This window comes from Gordonia sp. NPDC057258 (assembly GCF_042668985.1).
In the GTDB taxonomy this organism is placed as follows: domain Bacteria; phylum Actinomycetota; class Actinomycetes; order Mycobacteriales; family Mycobacteriaceae; genus Gordonia; species Gordonia hongkongensis.
The window spans coordinates 47219-66045 of record NZ_JBHUXZ010000016.1 but is presented as its reverse complement, the minus strand read 5'-3'; the positions used below and the strand labels follow the sequence as shown (position 1 = coordinate 66045).

Here is an 18827-nt window from a genome sequence, read left to right as displayed (position 1 = left end):
GGGTTGAGCCCGTCGTGATCGCAACAGACCCTTGACATACAACCAATTGGTTGTATGTTTGAGACGTGGCCGAGAACGCAGGCGAACCGACAGACGAGGACCGGGCCGACGCCCTGTTCCACGCGCTGTCGGACCGCACCCGTCGTGACATCCTGCGACGCGTGCTCGCCGGCGAACACTCGGTCTCGGTGCTCGCCGCGAAATACGACATGAGCTTCGCGGCGGTACAGAAGCACGTCGCCGTCCTGGAGAAGGCCGGTCTGCTCACCAAGCGTCGTTCCGGACGCGAGCAGCTGGCCAGCGGCGATGTCGCGGCAGTGCGTTCGGTGGCCTCGATGCTCACCGAGCTCGAAGCGGTGTGGCGTGGTCGTATCGCCCGCATCGACGATCTACTCACGCTCGAATCACCCTCACCCACAATCACACCGGAGGAATGAACAATGCCTGTCATCGATGTGACACCCGACCTGGACGCCCGGACGATCACCATCAACGCCGAATTCGCGGCGCCGATCGAACGGGTGTGGCAGATCTACGCCGATCCGCGTCAGCTCGAGAAGATCTGGGGCCCGCCCACCTATCCGGCGACCGTCGTCGACCACGACCTGCGCCCGGGTGGCAAGGTCACGTACTACATGACCAGTCCCGAGGGCGAGAAGTTCGGCGGCTACTGGAAAGTCGAATCGGTGGACGAGCCCACTGGCTTCACCTTCCTGGACGGCTTTGCCGACGGGGACCTCAACCCGATCACCGACATGCCCGAATCCCGCAATTCCTACGCATTCACCGAGACGGACGGTAAGACCGTCGCCACCTTCATCAGCACCTACGACTCGGCCGAGGCGTTGCAGAAGGTGCTCGACATGGGAGTCGTCGAAGGTGCGTCGTCGGCGATCAACCAGATCGACGAGTTCCTCGCGGCCTGAGGGTCACAGGTTCGAGTTGAGTGTCGGAAACCCCTCGGGCAGTTCGGCAGCCGGGTCACCGGCGCCGGACCCCGTGGGCTCGACCTCCAGCCCGTGCGTGTAGGCGGCCATCGAGATCGACCCGGCGGCATGGCCGTCCACGAGCAGATTCAGCGGGGCGTCCCCGGCGAGTCCGGCGATGTACAGCATCGGCAGATAGTGGTCCGGGGTCGGTACGGACTTGTCGAAGTCGGGATGTCCGTCCAGACTCAGCACACTCGACGGCTTGTCCAGCAACACCTCTCGGGCCGCATCGTCGAACCGGTGGGCCCAGTCGAATCCGCTGTCGGGCTTCGCGAAGTCGACCGCGCGTAGGTTGTGCACGATGTTGCCGCTGCCGATGATCAGCACACCCTGGTCGCGGAGCGGGGCGAGCCGGCGGCCCAGTTCGTAGTGGTGTTCGTAGTCCTTGAAAGCGTTGAGCGACAACTGGAGTACGGGTACGGACGCATCCGGGAACGTGTGCACCAGCACCGACCACGTCCCGTGGTCGATACCCCAGCTGTCGATGTCGTGACCGCACCACGTGGGTTTGACGACATCGGAGACCATGTCGGCGACATCCGGGTCGCCCGGGGCGGGGTACTCCACGTCGAAGAGGTCCTGCGGGAAACCGTAGAAGTCGTGGATGGTCCGTGGCCGTGGCATCGCCGTCACGGCGGTGGCGTTGGTGTACCAGTGCGCCGAGATCACCAGGATCGCTCGCGGTTTCGGCACCGATGCACCCAGAGCGGCCCAGGCCTCGGTGTACTTGTTGCGCTCCAGGGCATTCATCGGGTTGCCGTGACCGATGAACGCGACCGGCATCGTCCCCGAGCTCGTCGCGTCTACCGCTGACATCGTCGCCTCCTCCGGCCGATTGCGGACGGAGTCGACGCTACTCCGGAATCGACGAAGTCGCCGACAGGGGTTCGGCGCCCGTGAAAATTCGACAATGCACAAGCGCTGGTCAATGCTGATTGCCGCGGTCCTCGCGATCGTTCTGGCGGCGTGCGGCACCGGGGGCGGTGCCGAACCCGCGTCCTCGTCGGCGTCGTCGTCCAACCCGCAGCAGGCGGCGCAGATCGAGTAGATCGTCGAGGGACTGATGGAGTCCCAACACCTCAAGTCGGTGATCGTGCGTGTCACCGACGACGGCCAGGAGGTGACCACCAAGGCGTTCGGCGAGTCGCAGACCGGTGTACCCGCCACCGCGGACATGCACTTCCGCAACGGGTCGGTCGCCATCGCCCACGTCGCGGCGGTGCTGTTGCAACTCGTCGACGAGAAGGCGGTCGCCCTCGACGACATCATCGCGACATGGGTGCCCCAGATCCCCAACAGCGACCGGGTCACCCTCCGGCAACTGGCGACGATGACGTCGGGGTACCAGGACTATGTGCTCGGCAACGACGCGTTCGAGATCGAGGAGTTGACGAACCCGTTCAAGGCGTGGACGACCGACGAGATGTTGTCCTACGCGGTGAACGAGCCGCTGCTCTACGCGCCGGGGACGAACTGGAACTACGCGCACACCAACTACGTGATCCTCGGCCTCGTGCTGGAGAAGATCACCGGTGAATCGGTCGCGGATCTACTCCGGCAGCGGATCTCCGAGCCGCTCGACCTCGACAACACGGTGTCGGATCTGACGGCGGTGATCTCGGAACCCGCCCTGCATGCCTACTCGTCGGAACGCCGCGGGATTCTGAACCCTCCACCGTCGACGCCGTTCTACGAGGAGACGACCGGCTGGAACCCGTCGTGGAGCATCACCCACGGTGCGATCCAGACGTCGAACATCTACGACGTCGAGGCGACGGCCCGGAAACTCTTCGCGGGGGAGACGCTGTCGGCCGAGGGCTACGACACCATGGTCTCCACCCGGCTCCGCGGCGTGGCGCGTCCGCTGGCCGGTTGCTCGACGTGCCGGCCGATGAACGAGGAGTACACCTACGGCATGGGAGTCGTGCTGACCGGCGGCTGGATCGTGCAGAACCCGTTGTTCAACGGCTACGCGGCGGTCGTCGCGTATCTCCCGTCAGAGAAGATCGCCATCGCGGTGGCGGTGACCTACGACGCCGAGGCGTTCGGTCCGGACGGCTCCTACGCCAACGGCGGCAATCCGATCTTCGCGCAGATCGGCGCCCTGATGGCCCCCGACTCCGCGCCACCGATCCCGCGGAACTGACGCCGCCGCGAGCCCCGGCCGTCGTGCTGCGAAAACCCACCCAGCGCGGGTGCCATAAGGTGGCAGGTATGGTCGACCGCCTCCCCGACGACGATCTACGGGTCGGAAACCCGGAACGCGAACGGGCCGTGACTCTTCTCAACGACGCCTTCTCGTCGGGATATCTGGAGATCGCGGAGTTCGAGGACCGGTCCGGTCTGGTGTACGCCGCCAAGACCCGCGCAGACCTGCGAGCCGTCCTGGAACACCTGCCGAACGCCGGTCGCCTGTTCAACGAGCCGGGCCAGGCCGTAGCCGCGACCCCGGCCGTCGCCGTCCCTTCGGCCGGGCCCGTGCACCTCGCGGCCGAGTGGGAGACGGTTCGACGCAAGGGCACGTGGCATGTTCCGCCGTCGACGCTGGTCACCGGCAGCATGGGCACCGTCGACATGGACTTCACCCATGCGACGTTCCCCGGGCCGTCGACGATCCTGCAGCTGCAGGTCTCCATCACCACGGTGAAGCTCCGGATCGGCCCCGATCAGGAGATAAGGTACGGCGACCTCCAACTATCCGGATGGTCGAAGGTGAAGGACAAGGCCGGCGCACCGACGCGTCCGGGCGGACCGGTGATCGAGCTGACGGGGTCGGCGTCGGGGATGACCGGCATCGTCATCAAACGGAGCTGACGCATCGAACGGTATCGACCGGGGCTGACCGCTCGCCGTTACGCGAACGCTGGGCGGGTTTCCTACTTGTGCTCACGCTGAACTCAACGGTGTCGCGAGTGTTTCCCGATTCGTAACGTTGCCGCACGTGGCCGACCGAACACTCAGTATCAGCGCGCCCGGCGATCCGCGGGCGGTGGACCCGGGGTCGTCCGACTCCCCATCGGCCAAGGCGGGCCGGTCGTCCCGGCTGCACACCATCCTGCGCGCGCTGTCACCCATCGCCGTTCTCGTGCTCTGGCAGGTGGGCAGCGCACTGGGGATCATCCCGCAGGACAAGCTGCCCGCACCGTCGCTGATCGCCGAGGCCGGGTGGGAGGTCCTGAACAACGGACAACTCCTCGACGCCATCGCGGCGTCGGCGCAGCGGGTCGCGATCGGACTGACGATCGGCGTCGCGGTTGGGATCGGTCTGGGCCTGCTGGTCGGCCTGAGCAAGTTCGCCGACTCGGCCATCGACCCGAACATGCAGGCTATACGCGCACTTCCGCTCTTCGGTCTGATCCCGTTGTTCATCCTGTGGTTCGGCATCGGCGAGATGCCCAAGGTGCTGCTCGTGTCCCTCGGCGCGCTGTTCCCCCTCTACCTGAACACCTCCGCCGCGATTCGCCAGATCGACGGCCGCCTGGTGGAAACCGCTCGCGTGCTGGGCTTCTCGCGGCTGACCACCATCCGCGATCTCATCATCCCGGGTGCCATGCCGCAGATCCTGGTCGGTCTGCGCCAGGCCCTGGCGATCGCATGGCTCAGCCTCATCGTCGCCGAGCAGATCGCGGCCACGTCCGGGCTGGGATACCTGATCAACAACGCGCGCGACTTCCTCCGCACCGACATCATCTTCTTCGGCCTGATCGTCTACGCCGCACTGGGTTTGATCACCGACGCCATCGTGCGTGCGCTGGAGCGCTACACGACCCGATACCAGAACCGGTGACGCCCCCAACCCGCACATACCGAGTCCAGGAGGCCCTACCATGACCGCCATCGCCACCCGAGATCTCGAGGTCCCGTCCGCCGACGACCTGGTCGACCCCGCCGGATACGCCGCGGAAGTCGAGAACGCGAGCCTGAGCTACGGGGACAATATCGTGTTGCGGGACGTTACCCTACGGGTCGGGGCGCACGAGATCGTCGCGCTCATCGGACGCAGCGGCAGCGGCAAGTCGACGCTGCTTCGCCTGCTGGCGGGCCTGTCGCAGACCGAGTCGGGCAGCGTCCGGACCGCCGGTCACCCGGCGGTGTCCTTCCAGGAACCGCGACTCTTCCCCTGGCGCACCGTCTTACAGAACGTCGCCTTCGGCCTCGTGCGCGAGAAGGTCGGCAAGTCACAGGCCCGCGAACGCGCGCGCCGCACCCTCGGCGAGGTCGGCCTGAGCGACAAGACGGCTGCGTGGCCCGCGCAACTCTCGGGTGGTCAGGCGCAACGGGTCTCGCTCGCCCGTGCGCTCGTGGCCCGTCCGCAACTGCTGCTGCTCGACGAGCCGTTCGGTGCACTCGACGCCCTCACTCGGCGCACGATGCACGAACTGCTCATCTCGCTGTGGCGCGACAACGGGTTCGGTGCACTCCTCGTCACCCACGACGTCGACGAGGCGTTGCGGCTGGCCGACCGCGTCGTCGTCCTGGCCGGTGGCGAGATCGTCGAAGATCTCGCCGTGCCCCGTCCACGTCAGACCGGCGACGCCGATGACCCCGACTCCGAGATCCCGCGCCTGCGAGCCGAATTGCTGACCGCACTCGGCGTCGCCGATCCGGCGCGCTGACCCTCCCGTTCCCTGACCGAAAGCCGATCTCGATGACACACCACCATCTTTCCGTGCGCGCATCCCGGCCCCGACGGCGCCGCGTGCTCGCCGCCGTGCTGGCCACCGCCGCCCTGACCCTGGGCCTCGCGGGCTGTGTGCAGCGGGAGGACACCGCCGAATCGATCGCGAACGAGACGGTCGACGTCGCCTCACTGCAGGACCTGACCCTCCGAGTCGGAGACCAGAAGGGCGGCACCGAAGCCCTACTGCGCGCCTCGGGCGAACTCGAGAAGCTCCCGTTCACCATCGAATTCTCCACCTTCACCTCCGGCCCGCCGCAGATCGAGGCCGCCACCGCAGGCAAGATCGACTTCGCGGTCACCGGGAACACGCCGCCCATCTTCGGCGCCGCGGCGAACGCGAAGGTCAAGATCGTCACCGGGTACGCGAACAACGCCAGCGGCGACGCGATCCTGATCCCGGGAACGTCGACACTGGCCTCGGTCGCCGACCTCAGGGGCAAGAAGGTCGCCGTGGCGAAGGGCAGCTCGGCACACGGACATCTGCTGCTGCAACTGAACAAGGTGAATCTGACCCTGGGGCCCGGCAAGGACGTCGAGCCGGTCTTCCTGCAGCCCGCGGATGCGTTGTCCGCGTTCACCTCCGGCAACGTCGACGCATGGGCGATCTGGGACCCGTACACCGCGATCGTCCAGCTCGAGAACAACCCGAAGACGCTCGTCACGGCCGAAGGCGTCTCGAACGGTTACGGTTTCGGGATCGCGGGCGACGAGGCGCTGGCCGACCCGCGTCGCAACACCGCGGTACGGGAACTGGCGCTCGGGATCGCGCGGGCCGCCAACTGGGCCGAGGCCAACCCGGAAGAGTGGGCCGAGCAGTACTCCGCCGAGGTCGGAATCGACCCGCGGGCCGGCGCGATCGCCCAGGGCCGCAGCCTCCGACCCGCGATCGCACTCGACGACAGCGTCGTGGCGTCGGAGCAGGAGCTCGCCGATGCCTTCGCCGACTCCGGGCAACTCCAGGGGCAGGTCGACTTCGCGACGTTCGTCGACAACCGCTACGACGAGGCCCTGGCACCGCTGTTCGGCACGCCCCAGTCCTAGAGGTGCGAGAAAGGGACCACGCCCATGAGCCATTTCCATTGGTTTCTTCCGACCGCCGGTGACAGCCGCGGGATCGTCGGAGCCTCACATGCATCGGCGACGAAACGGCACCCTCCGGGTTACCGTGCGCCAGACCTGCCGTACCTGATCGATGTCGCACGCACCGCCGATCGGCTCGGCTACGAGAGTGTCCTGACCCCGACCGGAACCTGGTGTGAGGACGCGTGGATGACCACGGCCGCCGCGATCACCCACACCGAGCAGTTGACCTTCCTCGTCGCATTCCGCCCCGGGCTGATCTCGCCGACCCTGGCCGCACAGCAGGCGGCGACGCTCCAGCGATTCTCGGGTGGACGGATCGCGGTCAACATCGTGACCGGCGGTGACGAGGTCGAGCAACGCCGGTTCGGTGACTGGGTCGACCACGACCGCCGTTACGCGCGCACCGACGAGTTCGTGCAGATCGTCGACCGGCTCTGGTCCGGAGAGACCGTCGACTTCGACGGCGAGTTCTACCAGATCGCCGGGGCGTTCCTCGCGGATCCGCCGACCGATCCACCGCGGATCTACTTCGGCGGGTCGTCGGACCCGGCACTGACCGTTGCGGCCTCGCGTGCCCAGGTCTACCTCACGTGGGGCGAGCCGCCGGCGGTGGCCGGAGAGAAGATCGCGGAGGTGGCGCGACGCGCCGAGAGGGTCGGCCGGTCTCTCGAATACGGTGTGCGGCTGCATGTCATCGCCCGCGAGACCTCCGAGGAGGCGTGGCGGGTCGCCGACACACTGCTGCAGGGGATCTCCGACGACGAGATCGAGACCGCGTTCGCCCTGCACTCGGTCTCGGAGTCGACCGGTCAGCGTCGGATGGCCGAACTCCACGGCGGACGTCGCGATGCGCTCGAGATCCATCCCGGCTTGTGGGCGGGGGTCGGGCTCATCCGTGGGGGAGCCGGCACCGCGCTCGTCGGCAGCTACGACGAGGTCGCGGCGCTGATCGGCGAGTACGAATCCGAGGGCTTCTCCCACTTCATCCTGTCGGGCTATCCGCACATCGAGGAAGCGCACTGGTTCGCCGAAGGTGTGCTGCCGGTGATCCGGGCCCGGGTCGAGGCCCTGAGCTGACAGCACGTTCTGGGCCGCTCGGGCCCAGCGGGACAGGTCAGCGGGCGAGCCACTCCGACAACCGGTCCGACGACCATGTCGTGACGATCCGGTCGGGGGCGATGCCGTGGTCGACGGCCCGCCGCGCGCCGAGGATCTTGAAGTCGAGTTGCCCGGGTGCGTGGGCGTCGGAGTCGATCGCGAACAGGCAGCCCGCGTCGTCGGCGATCTCGATCAGTTCGTCGGGCGGGTCGACCCGCTCCGGACGGGAGTTGATCTCCACGATGGTGTCGTGGGCCGCGCAGGCGGCGAACACGGCCTCGGCGTCGAAGGTCGAGGGTGGGCGGTGGCCCCGGCCGCTCAGCACTCGCCGGCCTGTGCAGTGGCCGAGGACGTGCACCCGTGGGTCGGAGACCGCGGCGATGAGCCGGTCGGTCATGGCGTCGTGCGCCATGCGCAGATTTGAGTGCACGGATGCGGTCACGACGTCGAGTCGGGCGATCATCTCGTCGGTCTGATCGAGCGTGCCGTCGTCGAGGATGTCGATCTCGATTCCACGGAAGAGACGAAAGTGGCTGCTGTGACCGGTGTTCCAGTTGTCGATCGCCTCGATCTGGGCGGCGAGCCGTTCCGGGCTCAGTCCGTTCGCGACCGTGAGGCGCGGCGAGTGGTCGATGATCGCGAGCCAGTCGTGGCCGGAGGCCTCCGCAGCCGCGGCCATCTCGTCGATGGGCGCCCCGCCGTCGCTCCAGTCGGTGTGGGCGTGCAGGTCGCCGACAACGGCCTCGACGAGGCCCTCGGCGCCGTCGGGGGCGAGGGGTGGATCTTCGGCCTGCAAACGTGCGAGGTACCCCGGTAGCTCACCGTCGGCGGCCTCGGCGATGACCGCCGCAGTGGTCTTGCCGATTCCCTTGATCGCGGTGAGAGTGCCGGCGACAGCCCGTGCGTGTAGCTCGGACGGGTCGAGTCCGGCGGCCGCCTGCCCGGCGCGGCGGAAGGCCTCCACGCGGTACGTGCTCTCCCGACGACGCTCGAGCAGCCACGAGATGCGCTCGAGTGCGCGAATCGGGTCCACCGGAGCCGACAGCGGGGTCAGGGGCCTCATCGGCGAACAGCCCTTTCAACGCCTGTTGCCCGGCCCGCGAAAGGCGGCCGGGCAACAGATCTCATGTGTGATGACGGTCAGGACTGACCGATCAGTGTGCGGCTTCGAAGGCCTCGATGATGCTCTGCGGGATGCGACCGCGATCACTCAGTTCGTAACCTTCGCGGATGGCCCACTCACGAATCGCCTTGGTGGTCTCCTTGTTGCGTCCGCCCCCGGTCGCAGTCGACGCCGTTGCGGTGCGCTTGGTCACGCGACCGGTCTGGCGGGAGATGTCGAGGTACTTCGACAGCGAATCGCGGAATTGCTGCGCGTGCTTCGACGAAGTGTCGAACTCGTAGTTCTTTCCATCGAGTGACCACCGGACGGTTTCGTACTGATCCAGCACCTTACCGTCGAGATCGTCGATGACCTGAACGATTTCCTTTTTCGCCATGAATTGCTTGTCCCCTCGAATTGTGTCATCCGACCAAGACGGACGTGCAAGGCCCGAAAACCTGCGTCCCCCCGTTTTGATCTATTCCAACAGTGCACAGCTTAGACTCAAACCATGAGTACTTGCTGAGAACCCCCGCCTAGACCATAAATCATTGAATAGCGTTAGGGAAGTCGAGACACGTCCGTTTGTTGACAAGTCGGATCCATGCTGGTCTCGACGGCGGGTTACGCGCAGTGGCGGACCGGTTCGAAGTAGGTGTGGTCTAGCTCGTGGGCACAGCCCCGGTCGTCCGCCGGGACGATTCGTCCGATTCCTCGGGCGACACGCTCACCAACGCTTCGGGCGCCCGATCTGCTGCATAGATGGTTTGGTAACCGTTCGGGGTGATTGCGAATCCTGATTGAGAACGCGATTCGAGACAGAACATACCGACGGTCTCAACGAGACAAGAAAATCGTGATATCGAAATTGTGCGACCGAAGTCGACAATCGAACTGCGATACAGAACGGGATATCGATTGGCGCACGCACCGCGCTGCGGTCCATCCGGTCCCAGGACGGCGTAATCGCGGGCCCAGTCGCAGGCGCCCGAGTCGGACGACGGGCGTTCCGCCGAGGAATCGTCGTCCGCATCCTCATCGATCCGACAGGCGAGGGCCGACGAACCGTTGGTACCGGTCGAGCAATTCACCGCCCGATCCGGCGTCGAGAAATGGAAACCGGACGAGTCCTGCAGCGGCGAATCCTCCGTCACCGAGCCCTGGTGGAAACGCGAGTTGTCGACGCGTGGTGCCATTGCGACGACTCGCCCGATTGTCCAGTCGGGCAGATTCCGCGCCGAGTCCTCGCCGGTGGTCGATGTCGTCGACGAGGACTCGATTTCGGTCACCGTCGACAACTCGTCGGTGGGCGGAATGACGATTCGGGACGGGCCGGAGTCCGACGGCAGGGAGCATCCGGCGAGTGCGACCGAAACGGTCAGAGTCCCGATTGCCGCGGTTGCGCAGATCACGCGCAGGAATCGGCGGTCGCGGGACCGTGATGTGGATTCGGGGCGGGGTCGCCGATTTCCGTACCCTTGCACTGTGCCGACCCCCAAGATCGTCCTGTTCTACGTCTTCGTTCCGCTGCCCGATCCCGAGGCCATCCGGTTGTGGCAGCTGGCGGTGTGCGAGTCGCTCGGGGTCCGGGGCAGGATCATCGTGTCACGCCACGGGATCAACAGCACCGTCGGTGGCGACATCGCCGCGGTCAAACGCTACGTCAGGACGACCCGCGCGTACCCCGGGTTCGCGGGGGCGGACATCAAATGGTCCGACGGCACGGGCCGGGACTTCCCGCGGTTGAGCGTGCGCGTCCGGCCCGAGATCGTGACCTTCGGGGTTCCGGACGAGATCGAGGTCGACGAGAACGGGGTCGTCGGCACCGGAACCCGGCTGAGTCCGGAGCAGGTGCACGAGCTCGTGGACGCCCGCGGCGACGACGTGGTCTTCTTCGACGGGCGCAACGAGATCGAGGCAGAGGTCGGGCGATTCGCCGGCGCGGTCACGACCAAGGTGCGGACCACCCGGGACTTCGTGCCGTTGATCGAGAGCGGCGCGTTCGATCATCTCAAGGACCGGCCGATCGTCACGTACTGCACGGGCGGCGTGCGCTGCGAGGTCCTCAGCACGGTGATGCGGAACCGCGGGTTCGCCGAGGTCTACCAACTCGACGGTGGCATCGTGCGTTACGGCGAGCGGTACGGCGACGACGGGCTCTGGCAGGGTTCGCTCTACGTCTTCGACGACCGCATGGGCATGGAGTTCTCCGACCACGCGGAGGTGCTCGGCCGCTGCGTCGAATGCCGTCGTCCGACGAGCAATGTCGCCAATCACCCCGATCGGGACGGCCGCGACCTCGCCGTGATCTGTGCGGACTGTCTGGAACCCGACCGCCGGTGATGAGCGCTGCGAAGACCCCCGATCGCCGCGGTCCGGTTCCGGTCGTCGTGGTGGCCGGGTATCTGGGTTCGGGAAAGACGACACTGCTCAATCATCTGTTGCGGTCTGCCGGGCGCACCGGCACCCGTCTGGGCGTGCTGGTCAACGACTTCGGCAAGGTGAACATCGACGCGCTGCTCGTCTCGGCGCAGGCGGACGGCACGGTGAGCCTCGGGAACGGGTGCATGTGCTGCACCGTCGACGCCGACGGCCTCGCGAACGCGCTCACCTCGCTGGTTCGTCCGAGCGCTGGGATCGACGCCATCGTGATCGAGGCGAGCGGGATCGCCGAACCCAAAGCGCTCATCCGGATGGTGACGTCGGTGGCGGACGCCCGACTCCGCTACGGCGGACTGGTCTATGTGGTCGACGCCGCGCACGTCGAGGAGGTGCGCGGTACGCATCCGGAGCTGGACTCGCACGTCGCGATCGCCGACCTCGTGCTCGTCAACAAGGTCGACCTGATCCCGGATGAGTCCCGGCGCGTCGTCGAAGAGCTTGTCGCACAACTCAATGCGACCGCACCGCGGGTGGCGACCCGGAATGCCGCGATCGATCCGGCGCTCCTGTTCGATGTCGTTCAGCGCGACGTCGCGCAGGCTCGGTCCGGCCAGATGGCTTTCGACGAGTTGCTGCTCGACGACGCGGGTCACGCTGACCACGAGCATCTGCACGCTGAATACGAGTCGGTGTCGTTCTCCAGTGACCGGCCGATGGATCCGCGGCGCCTGGCGCGATTTCTCGAACGTCCGCCCAATGGGTGTTTCCGGATCAAGGGAATCGTCCATTTCGACGTACCGAGGCATCGGCAGCGGTTCGTCGTGCACGGAGTCGGCGGCTTCGTGCGCGTGATGCGCGAATCCTGGGAAGGGCGGCGTCCGGCCACCGAACTCGTGGCGATCGGGCGCGGTCTCGACGAGGCGGCCGTGCGCGCCGAGCTGGAGGCCGCCGTCGCCCGACCGGAGGACGCTGCGGACGAGAACGGCATCCTCGGAATCCTGCGGCACCTGACGGACTGACCCGCGACACGCTCGACACGCCGATCGGAGAGGTCACAGCTCCCTAACGAAATGCCGTTCTCCCAGGACGACCATTTCGGAATCCCGCATTCGTTTGTTTCACTGTTATGTCTGTGACCAGTGTGACCAGTGGTACTCAACGGGAGGGAGTGAGGCAAGTGACCAGCGCCTCGGCGCGTCGCGGCCTCGACAGCGCAATGTTCCGAAAGACGACAGCCCAACGCCTTGCCACGATCGGCTTCGCCATGGTGGCCGCCACGTCGATGGCGGTCGCCTCGAACGTGGTCGCGGCACCCGCCGAAGCGGCCCCCGCCCGCGGGACGGCACTGGCGGGGAAGACGATCTTCCTCGACCCCGGTCACCAGGCCTCGGCCGCCGGTCACGACCTCAGGGCACAGGTGCCGGACGGGCGCGGTGGCAAGAAGGACTGCCAGACCAGCGGCGCGTCCGGTGTGAACGGCGCCAAGGAGCACACGGTCAACTGGCAGATCGGGCAACTCGTGAAGGCCGGCCTCGAGAGCCAGGGGGCTCGTGTGGTCCTGAGCAGGCCGGACGACACCGGGTGGGGCGGTTGTGTGGACGAACGCGCCGCCGCGGCCAGTCGCTCCGGAGCCGCGGTCGCGGTCAGCCTGCATGCCGACTCGACGGCGCGGGGAGCCGACGAGTCCAAGAAGGGCTTCCACATGATCGTGCCGTCGCTGCCGGTCCCGGATGCCACCGTCGACCGCGTGCAGTCCGGCGAGGGACGCAAGGCCTCGACCACGATGCGCGACGCCTTCGTCAAGGCCGGGTTCCCCTCGGCGAACTACGCCGGCGTCCGCGACGGGATCCAGACCCGTCCCGACATCGCCGCGGTGAACCTGACCAAGGTCCCGGCGGTGTTCATCGAGATGGGCAACCTCGCCAACCCCGGTGAGGCCCAGGCGCTTGCCGGCCGGGACGGTCAGGTCAAGTACGCCATGGCGATCACCGACGGAATCCTGAACTACGTCAACGGGAACGCCGCGACCGGAGCGGGCCCGGCGCCGTCGGTGCCGACGGACGACGCCAGCGGACTGTCCTCGGTCATCCCCTTCGTCGAGCAGCTCCTCGCCACCGAGGACCCCGAAGCCGTGGCGCGGCTGCTGATGACCCAGGGCCAGGACGTGTCCGCACAGGTACTCAAGGCGATGCTCACCATCGTGTACGGACTCTTCGACGGGAAGCTGCCGATCGGTTGACGTCGCCTGCGCGGCCGGACCCGGCGGGCGATCCGTCGATCGGCTGAGGTCCGCCGCGGCGGACGGCTAACCTCGCGTCATGGGTCTCAGAGAGCTGCTGTTCATGGACACCCCGGTGCCGTCGCTGCGTGGCCGCAAGGTCCTCATCACCGGTGCGGCGAGCGGAATCGGCAGGGCCACCGCCCAGGCCGCCGCTGCCCGGGGCGCCGAACTGGTGCTCACCGACCTGCACGCGGATCAGCTCGACGAGGTCGTCGCGGCCATCACCGCGGCCGACGGAACGGTCCTCTACCACGTGGCCGGGGACGTCTCGGACTTCGACTGGGTGGCCGGGTTCGCCCGCCAGGTCGACGCCGAGGTCGGCGTCATGGACGTGGTGATGAACATCGCCGGGATCTCGGCGTGGGGAACGGTGGAGAATCTCGAACACCGGCACTGGCGGAAGCTGGTCGACGTCAACCTGATGGGGCCGATCCACATCATCGAAAGCTTTGTGCCGCAGATGATCCGACGGGGGCGCGGCGGGCACATCGTGAACGTGTCGTCGGCCGCCGGACTGCTGGCGCTGCCCTGGCACGCCGCATACAGCGCCAGCAAGTTCGGGCTGCGGGGCGTGTCGGAGGTTCTTCGATTCGATCTGCGGCGTCACGGGATCGGGGTGTCCCTGGTATGTCCCGGCGGGGTGGACACGCCGCTGGTCGACTCCGTGGAGATCGTCGGCATCGACCGCGAGAACCCGCGGGTCAAGGCCGCCATCAACGGATTCCACAAGGTCGCGGTGTCGCCCGACGTGGCGGCGGCGGCGATCCTGACCGGGATTCGCAAGAACCGCTTCATGGTCTACACCTCGTTCGACATCCGGTTCGGGTACTGGTGGGCGCGAAAGTTCGCACTGCCGTACGAGATCGCGATGCGAGTCGCCAACGATCGTTTCGACCGGCTCGCGCGAGTGAGTGCGAAGAGTCTCGAGGCGACGGCGACCGACGAGCATTCCTCCCGGTGAGTCCCGCCTTCACCAAGACGCTGCGCGAGAGCGGCCCGCGGGGCGGTCATCCCGACTTCTTCGCGGCCGAAGCCGCCGGGTTGCGCTGGCTGTCGGCGTCGGGAGCGCCTGTCGTACAAGTGATCTCGGTGAGCGAAGACGCCATCGAGCTCGAACGCCTCGAACGCGGTCGGCCATCGCCCGGAGCGGCACGGGAGTTCGGGGCCGCGCTCGCTCGGATGCACGACGCCGGCGCCCCGCAGTTCGGTTCCCCGCCTGCCGATGCGGACGAAACACCGTTCTCCGGTCAGCTGTTCATCGGTCGCCGAGAGTTGAGCCCGGTCGAATACCGGTCGTGGGGTGAGTTCTATGTCCGGGAACGGGTGGAACCGTATCTGGCCCCGGCACGCGCGGCCGGGAACCTCACGACCGAGGACGAGGACGCGGTCCGCGACGCATGTGCCCTGATCGCGGACGGCGTGTTCGACGACGACGAGGGGCCGGCACGCATCCACGGCGACCTCTGGAACGGGAATGTGATGTGGACTCCGCGGGGCGTCGTGATGATCGACCCGGCCGCGCACGGCGGTCACCGGGAGACCGATCTGGCGATGCTCGCACTGTTCGGGTGCCCGCACCTCGATGCGGTCCTCGACGGCTATCGAGACGAGCACCCGCTCGTCCCCGGCTGGCAGGACCGCGTCGACGTCCACCAATTGCATCCGCTCGCCGTGCACGCGGCCGGCCACGGACCCGGATACGGCTCGTCGCTGGGCCGCGCGGCGCGGGCGTCCGCCGCGCTCGCCCGCGGCTGACACACGCCATAATCGTCGGCGTGACTCACAACGCGCTGCCCCGACCCGGTGTCCTCGTCGTCTCGGCGACGCGGGCCGAGGCCAGACATGTGCCGCCCGGGATGCGGGTGCTCGTGACGGGCATCGGCAAGGTGCGCGCGACGATGGCGCTGAGCCGGGAACTCGCCGGCGGGGCGCCGGTCTCCGAGGTCATCAACATCGGTACCGCGGGGGCCCTGCGCGACGGTGTGAGCGGCGACGCCGAGTTGGGTCTGTTCCTCCCGTCGGCCGTGCTCGAGCACGACATCAGCAGCGCCGAACTACGGGCGATGGGTTATGAGATGACCGACCGCTGGGAGCTACCCGGCGGCGACGGAACGGTGCTGGCGTCCGGGGACACCTTCGTCGCGGATCCGGTTCGTCGGCGCGAACTCGCCCGGCATGCCCACCTCGTCGACATGGAGGGATGCGCGGTCGCCCACGTGAGTGCCGAGTTCGGCGTGCCCTGCCGCCTGATCAAGGCGGTCACCGACAACGCGGACGAGGGTGCGATCGAGTGGCCCGCGCTCGTCGACGCCGCAGCGCGTCGGCTGGGGCGTTGGCTGGAACGCAACGTCGCGAGCTGAGGCTCAGGACCGCGTGTCGGCGACTCCGGCCGGGGGGATGTCGGTTGCCGACTCGTACGTCGGGATGTCCGGGCGTCGCGGCGCGGGCGTGGCGTCCGACGGCGTGAGGTCGGGGGCCGCGAGGTCGGCGACCGTCGGTCGCGGCGCGCCCGTTGCGGTACGAGAACCCTTCGTCGCCGAGCGGGACGTCGCGGACGGCCGGTCCGGAGCGCCGGTCGAACGCGGTTTCGCCCGCGATCCCGGCGCGGCCTTGGTCGACGGCGAAGACTGCGCTGCCGATCGGTTCTTCTCGGGAGACGCCGACGGGGCCTCGGTGGCGGCTCCGGACGAGCCGGCTCCCTTGGCGCGACGATGCGTTGCCGCGCGGCCCGAGGGCCGGTCGGCATCGCCGCTCCCGGCCGCGGACCTGCTCGGGGGCGTCCGGCCCGCCTTGTCGCGACCCGCGGCCCGGCGTTTCGCCGGCTCGGCGGCCTCGCGGGTCAGGAACCACCGGGCGAGCACGATCCCCAGGGTCACGAGGAACGTCGTCAACATCCAGGGGAAGTCCGCCGCAATGGGGAGCAGGACATTGAAGACGAGGCTCTTCAGTCCCGACGACGCCTGCTCGGAATTGAGTCCGTACAGCGTGACGATGCTGACGAAGAAGGCGATGAGCGGGGGCTGCGCGGCGGCGGTGAACAGGGCACGACGACGCACCGCCAGCGCGGCGATCACACATCCGACGAGGTAGCAGAACTTGTAGATCGAGCCCAGCGAATCGTTGCTGCCGGCGTCGATGGCCGCACCGAGGCCCGTGATCCCGGTGGCCAGGAGAACGGCGCCCCACCACGGCACACCGCGGACCGCGGGCAGTACCGACTGCCGGTCCAGTGGTACCGCGGTTTGGAGACGTTGCGGGGAAGGCACATGGTCACGGTACCGGGTCCTCGACAGAAATCGTTTCACCCCCGGACCGGGGCGTCGATGCCGCCTCCGGCGCCGTCCCAGGCCGGGCGGTCGGCCCCGCCGGGCGGCAGGTGTCGTGGATCACCGGTGGTCGTGGGGCGTCCGGGACGTCGCCCAGGGCGTCGAGCTCGGCCAACCGGCGTGCGGTGACGCCGAGGCGACTGTCCACCGAACCGATCGTCGAGTTGTAGGCGTCGACCGTGCGCTGCAGCGATGTGCCGAGGGTGCCGAGGTGAGTGAGCACCCCGGCGAGCCGCTGATGGAGCTGCAGACCGAGGTCGTGGATGACCGCGGCGTCGCGAGCCATCGCATCGTGACGCCATCCCAGTGCGACGGTCCGTAGCAATGCGATGAGGGTGGTCGGGGTGGCGATGACGACGTTGCGTGCGAAGCCGAACTCGAGCAGGTCGGGGTCGGTGCGGGCGGCGGCTTCCAGGACGACGTCGCCGGGCACGAACAGCACCACCATCTCCGGTGTGTTGTCGAAGGCGGACCAGTAGGACTTCGCGGACAGTCGTGCGATGTGCGCGCGCAGGGCGCGAGCATGTTCGCGGATGAGTTTGTCGCGAACGGACGTGTCGGTGGCCTCGGCCGCCCGCAGGTAGGCGTCGAGGGGCACCTTGGCGTCCACGACGATGTCGCGGCCGCCGGCGAGGTGGACGACGAGGTCCGGCCGCAGCGTCGTGGCACCCCGGCCGTTTCCCGAACCGTTCGGATCGGAGGGGTCGGTGACCGACACCTGGGTGCTGAAGTCGCAATGCTTGGTCATGCCGGCGAGCTCGACCACGCGCTCGAGCTGGACCTCACCCCATCGGCCGCGGGCGTGCGGGCTGTGCAACGCGTTGGCCAGCTGGCGGGTCTGGTCGTTGAGCGCGATCGACGCCGAGTGGATCCCGCGCACCTGCTCGGTCAGTCCGGCGTACGCGCCGATCCGGTTGTTCTCGACCCGGCGCAGTTCGTCGGCGAGCTGGGCGAGGTTGGCGCGCAACGGCTCGACGATGTGCGCAACCGAGCTGCCGATCGCCGACGACTGCCGGCGTGCCGCGTCCTCGGTGGCCCACGACAACGAGGACGCGACGTCGTCGCGGGCGGCGCGCAGCATCTCCACCTCGGCGCGAGCCGCCGCCACGGTCGCGGCACTGCGAGCGGCGTGCGCCCACCAGCCCAGGGCGATCCCCAGGGCGAGGCCGACGACGAGCGAGAGGGCGGCAGCAGTCATGTCGTCGATGGTGTCGGACACCCCCGACAAGTTCGGCCGGACCGCGGGCGACGGGCACTATCGGTCGTCGGAACCGCTCCGCTCGTCCGGGCCGCTCCGCGCGCCGGCCTCGAAGTCGAGCAGCCACTGCTTGGTGGGCAGGCCGTAGCGGAAACCGCCGAGGCTTCCGTCGCTGCGCTTCACCCGGTGGCAGGGCACGAACAGGGCAGCTGCGTTTCGCGCGCAGGCGGCTGCCGCGGCCCGGACCGCCGCCGGCTGGCCGGCCAGTTCGGCGAAGCGGGTGTAGGTGACGGGGTTCCCGGCCTCGACCAGGCGCAGGGCGTCCCAGGCCGGACCGAGGAAGGTCCCGCCGGAACGTTGGACGACCGGAATCCGCGACGGCGCGGCGAGATCGCCGTCGTAGTACGCCGACACGGCGTCGGTGATGGCGCCGAGCGCGGCCGATGGCTGGATCGATTCCGGTCGTAGCGCGCGGTGCACGAGCGCCGTCAGGTAAGCGGGGTCGTCGGTCCACCCCGACGCCAGGACCCGGTGGTCGGGATCGGCGACGACGGTGAACGCCCCGTTGGGAGTGGCGACGGTGGCATAACTGCCGACTGTCGTTGTGCGGCCGATGGTTCGGTCACTCCCCGGTTCGGGGGTGTCGGACCCGGAGGTGGCGGTGGTGGTGGTCGGTGCGGACATTGT

General features: G+C 68.0%; 20 protein-coding genes and 1 pseudogene. 14 read left to right on the top strand and 7 right to left on the bottom strand.

Going from position 1 to position 18827, the window contains the following annotated elements; genetic code table 11:
• Positions 1-65: 65 nt before the first annotated feature.
• Positions 66-437 (top strand): helix-turn-helix transcriptional regulator, encoded by a 372-nt coding sequence (locus ACFUEJ_RS13520; protein WP_058252459.1) that lies wholly within the window; start codon positions 66-68, stop codon positions 435-437.
• Between the two features lie 3 nt (positions 438-440).
• Positions 441-926, top strand: coding sequence for an SRPBCC domain-containing protein (locus tag ACFUEJ_RS13515; RefSeq protein ID WP_058252460.1), 486 nt, complete (start codon positions 441-443; stop codon positions 924-926).
• 3 nt (positions 927-929) lie between these two features.
• On the opposite strand, the gene ygiD is transcribed toward ACFUEJ_RS13515, so the two are convergent.
• On the bottom strand, positions 930-1805 hold the full coding sequence (gene ygiD / locus ACFUEJ_RS13510) for a 4,5-DOPA dioxygenase extradiol (protein WP_388029918.1): 876 nt from the start codon (positions 1803-1805) through the stop codon (positions 930-932).
• Between the two features lie 94 nt (positions 1806-1899).
• On the opposite strand from ygiD, the pseudogene ACFUEJ_RS13505 reads away from it, so the two are divergent.
• The 6 genes and pseudogenes from ACFUEJ_RS13505 (at position 1900) to ACFUEJ_RS13480 (ending at position 7830) form a co-directional block, all read left to right on the top strand.
• Positions 1900-3135: pseudogene (locus ACFUEJ_RS13505) on the top strand (serine hydrolase domain-containing protein).
• 68 nt (positions 3136-3203) lie between these two features.
• Positions 3204-3803, top strand: coding sequence for a DUF1707 domain-containing protein (locus tag ACFUEJ_RS13500; RefSeq protein WP_058252553.1), 600 nt, complete (start codon positions 3204-3206; stop codon positions 3801-3803).
• 127 nt (positions 3804-3930) lie between these two features.
• Positions 3931-4776 carry an ABC transporter permease gene (locus ACFUEJ_RS13495; RefSeq protein WP_058252462.1) on the top strand — a complete coding sequence of 282 codons (846 nt, stop codon included), beginning with the start codon at positions 3931-3933 and terminating at the stop codon, positions 4774-4776.
• 40 nt (positions 4777-4816) lie between these two features.
• Entirely contained in the window at positions 4817-5605 is a 789-nt protein-coding gene (locus tag ACFUEJ_RS13490; protein ID WP_388029915.1) for an ABC transporter ATP-binding protein, read from the top strand.
• Positions 5606-5637: 32 nt separating this feature from the next.
• Complete coding sequence (locus tag ACFUEJ_RS13485; RefSeq protein WP_388029913.1) at positions 5638-6711, top strand: ABC transporter substrate-binding protein; 1074 nt, start codon at positions 5638-5640, stop codon at positions 6709-6711.
• A 24-nt stretch (positions 6712-6735) separates the two neighbouring features.
• Complete coding sequence (locus ACFUEJ_RS13480; RefSeq protein ID WP_388029910.1) at positions 6736-7830, top strand: LLM class flavin-dependent oxidoreductase; 1095 nt, start codon at positions 6736-6738, stop codon at positions 7828-7830.
• A 37-nt stretch (positions 7831-7867) separates the two neighbouring features.
• Here ACFUEJ_RS13480 and ACFUEJ_RS13475 read toward each other — a convergent pair whose 3' ends face one another.
• The 3 genes from ACFUEJ_RS13475 to ACFUEJ_RS13465 all read right to left on the bottom strand — a co-directional run bounded on the left by ACFUEJ_RS13475 (position 7868) and on the right by ACFUEJ_RS13465 (position 10437).
• On the bottom strand, positions 7868-8914 hold the full coding sequence (locus ACFUEJ_RS13475; protein WP_388029907.1) for a PHP domain-containing protein: 1047 nt from the start codon (positions 8912-8914) through the stop codon (positions 7868-7870).
• Positions 8915-9005: 91 nt separating this feature from the next.
• Positions 9006-9350 (bottom strand): Lsr2 family protein, encoded by a 345-nt coding sequence (locus ACFUEJ_RS13470; RefSeq protein ID WP_058252466.1) that lies wholly within the window; start codon positions 9348-9350, stop codon positions 9006-9008.
• Between the two features lie 265 nt (positions 9351-9615).
• Positions 9616-10437, bottom strand: coding sequence for a hypothetical protein (locus ACFUEJ_RS13465; RefSeq protein WP_374193920.1), 822 nt, complete (start codon positions 10435-10437; stop codon positions 9616-9618).
• 1 nt (position 10438) lies between these two features.
• On the opposite strand from ACFUEJ_RS13465, the gene ACFUEJ_RS13460 reads away from it, so the two are divergent.
• The 6 genes from ACFUEJ_RS13460 (at position 10439) to ACFUEJ_RS13435 (ending at position 15976) form a co-directional block, all read left to right on the top strand.
• The gene (locus ACFUEJ_RS13460) at positions 10439-11296 is read left to right on the top strand and encodes a rhodanese-related sulfurtransferase (protein WP_388029904.1); all 858 of its coding nucleotides are present in this window, start codon (positions 10439-10441) and stop codon (positions 11294-11296) included.
• Positions 11296-12354, top strand: coding sequence for a GTP-binding protein (locus tag ACFUEJ_RS13455; protein ID WP_065631072.1), 1059 nt, complete (start codon positions 11296-11298; stop codon positions 12352-12354). Before ACFUEJ_RS13460 ends, ACFUEJ_RS13455 begins: the two co-directional genes overlap by 1 nt.
• A 197-nt stretch (positions 12355-12551) precedes the next feature.
• A complete protein-coding gene (locus ACFUEJ_RS13450) occupies positions 12552-13574 on the top strand; it encodes an N-acetylmuramoyl-L-alanine amidase (RefSeq protein ID WP_388029980.1) in 1023 nt (340 codons plus the stop codon).
• 79 nt (positions 13575-13653) lie between these two features.
• Complete coding sequence (locus tag ACFUEJ_RS13445) at positions 13654-14577, top strand: SDR family oxidoreductase (protein WP_068971852.1); 924 nt, start codon at positions 13654-13656, stop codon at positions 14575-14577.
• Positions 14574-15371 (top strand): fructosamine kinase family protein, encoded by a 798-nt coding sequence (locus tag ACFUEJ_RS13440; protein ID WP_388029899.1) that lies wholly within the window; start codon positions 14574-14576, stop codon positions 15369-15371. Before ACFUEJ_RS13445 ends, ACFUEJ_RS13440 begins: the two co-directional genes overlap by 4 nt.
• Positions 15372-15391: 20 nt before the next feature.
• Positions 15392-15976 carry a nucleosidase gene (locus ACFUEJ_RS13435; protein WP_388029896.1) on the top strand — a complete coding sequence of 195 codons (585 nt, stop codon included), beginning with the start codon at positions 15392-15394 and terminating at the stop codon, positions 15974-15976.
• A gap of 3 nt (positions 15977-15979) precedes the next feature.
• On the opposite strand, the gene ACFUEJ_RS13430 is transcribed toward ACFUEJ_RS13435, so the two are convergent.
• From ACFUEJ_RS13430 to ACFUEJ_RS13420, 3 genes are read right to left on the bottom strand one after another with little or no spacing between them, the layout of a single operon-like run.
• Complete coding sequence (locus ACFUEJ_RS13430; RefSeq protein ID WP_058252472.1) at positions 15980-16882, bottom strand: DUF6542 domain-containing protein; 903 nt, start codon at positions 16880-16882, stop codon at positions 15980-15982.
• Positions 16883-16886: 4 nt separating this feature from the next.
• Positions 16887-18140 carry a DNA recombination protein RmuC gene (locus tag ACFUEJ_RS13425; protein WP_058252555.1) on the bottom strand — a complete coding sequence of 418 codons (1254 nt, stop codon included), beginning with the start codon at positions 18138-18140 and terminating at the stop codon, positions 16887-16889.
• Positions 18141-18197: 57 nt separating this feature from the next.
• A complete protein-coding gene (locus tag ACFUEJ_RS13420; protein ID WP_068971855.1) occupies positions 18198-18824 on the bottom strand; it encodes a methylated-DNA--[protein]-cysteine S-methyltransferase in 627 nt (208 codons plus the stop codon).
• Positions 18825-18827 lie beyond the last annotated feature (3 nt).

What these genes read in the sequence shown, in the direction of transcription:
- ACFUEJ_RS13515 (WP_058252460.1), top strand. Translation starts at nt 441, where the DNA reads ATGCCTGTCATCGATGTGACACCCGACCTGGACGCCCGGACGATCACC.
- ygiD (WP_388029918.1), bottom strand. Translation starts at nt 1,805, where the DNA reads ATGTCAGCGGTAGACGCGACGAGCTCGGGGACGATGCCGGTCGCGTTC.
- ACFUEJ_RS13500 (WP_058252553.1), top strand. Translation starts at nt 3,204, where the DNA reads ATGGTCGACCGCCTCCCCGACGACGATCTACGGGTCGGAAACCCGGAA.
- ACFUEJ_RS13490 (WP_388029915.1), top strand. Translation starts at nt 4,817, where the DNA reads ATGACCGCCATCGCCACCCGAGATCTCGAGGTCCCGTCCGCCGACGAC.
- ACFUEJ_RS13485 (WP_388029913.1), top strand. Translation starts at nt 5,638, where the DNA reads ATGACACACCACCATCTTTCCGTGCGCGCATCCCGGCCCCGACGGCGC.
- ACFUEJ_RS13480 (WP_388029910.1), top strand. Translation starts at nt 6,736, where the DNA reads ATGAGCCATTTCCATTGGTTTCTTCCGACCGCCGGTGACAGCCGCGGG.
- ACFUEJ_RS13475 (WP_388029907.1), bottom strand. Translation starts at nt 8,914, where the DNA reads ATGAGGCCCCTGACCCCGCTGTCGGCTCCGGTGGACCCGATTCGCGCA.
- ACFUEJ_RS13470 (WP_058252466.1), bottom strand. Translation starts at nt 9,350, where the DNA reads ATGGCGAAAAAGGAAATCGTTCAGGTCATCGACGATCTCGACGGTAAG.
- ACFUEJ_RS13455 (WP_065631072.1), top strand. Translation starts at nt 11,296, where the DNA reads ATGAGCGCTGCGAAGACCCCCGATCGCCGCGGTCCGGTTCCGGTCGTC.
- ACFUEJ_RS13450 (WP_388029980.1), top strand. Translation starts at nt 12,552, where the DNA reads ATGTTCCGAAAGACGACAGCCCAACGCCTTGCCACGATCGGCTTCGCC.
- ACFUEJ_RS13445 (WP_068971852.1), top strand. Translation starts at nt 13,654, where the DNA reads ATGGGTCTCAGAGAGCTGCTGTTCATGGACACCCCGGTGCCGTCGCTG.
- ACFUEJ_RS13425 (WP_058252555.1), bottom strand. Translation starts at nt 18,140, where the DNA reads ATGACTGCTGCCGCCCTCTCGCTCGTCGTCGGCCTCGCCCTGGGGATC.
- ACFUEJ_RS13420 (WP_068971855.1), bottom strand. Translation starts at nt 18,824, where the DNA reads ATGTCCGCACCGACCACCACCACCGCCACCTCCGGGTCCGACACCCCC.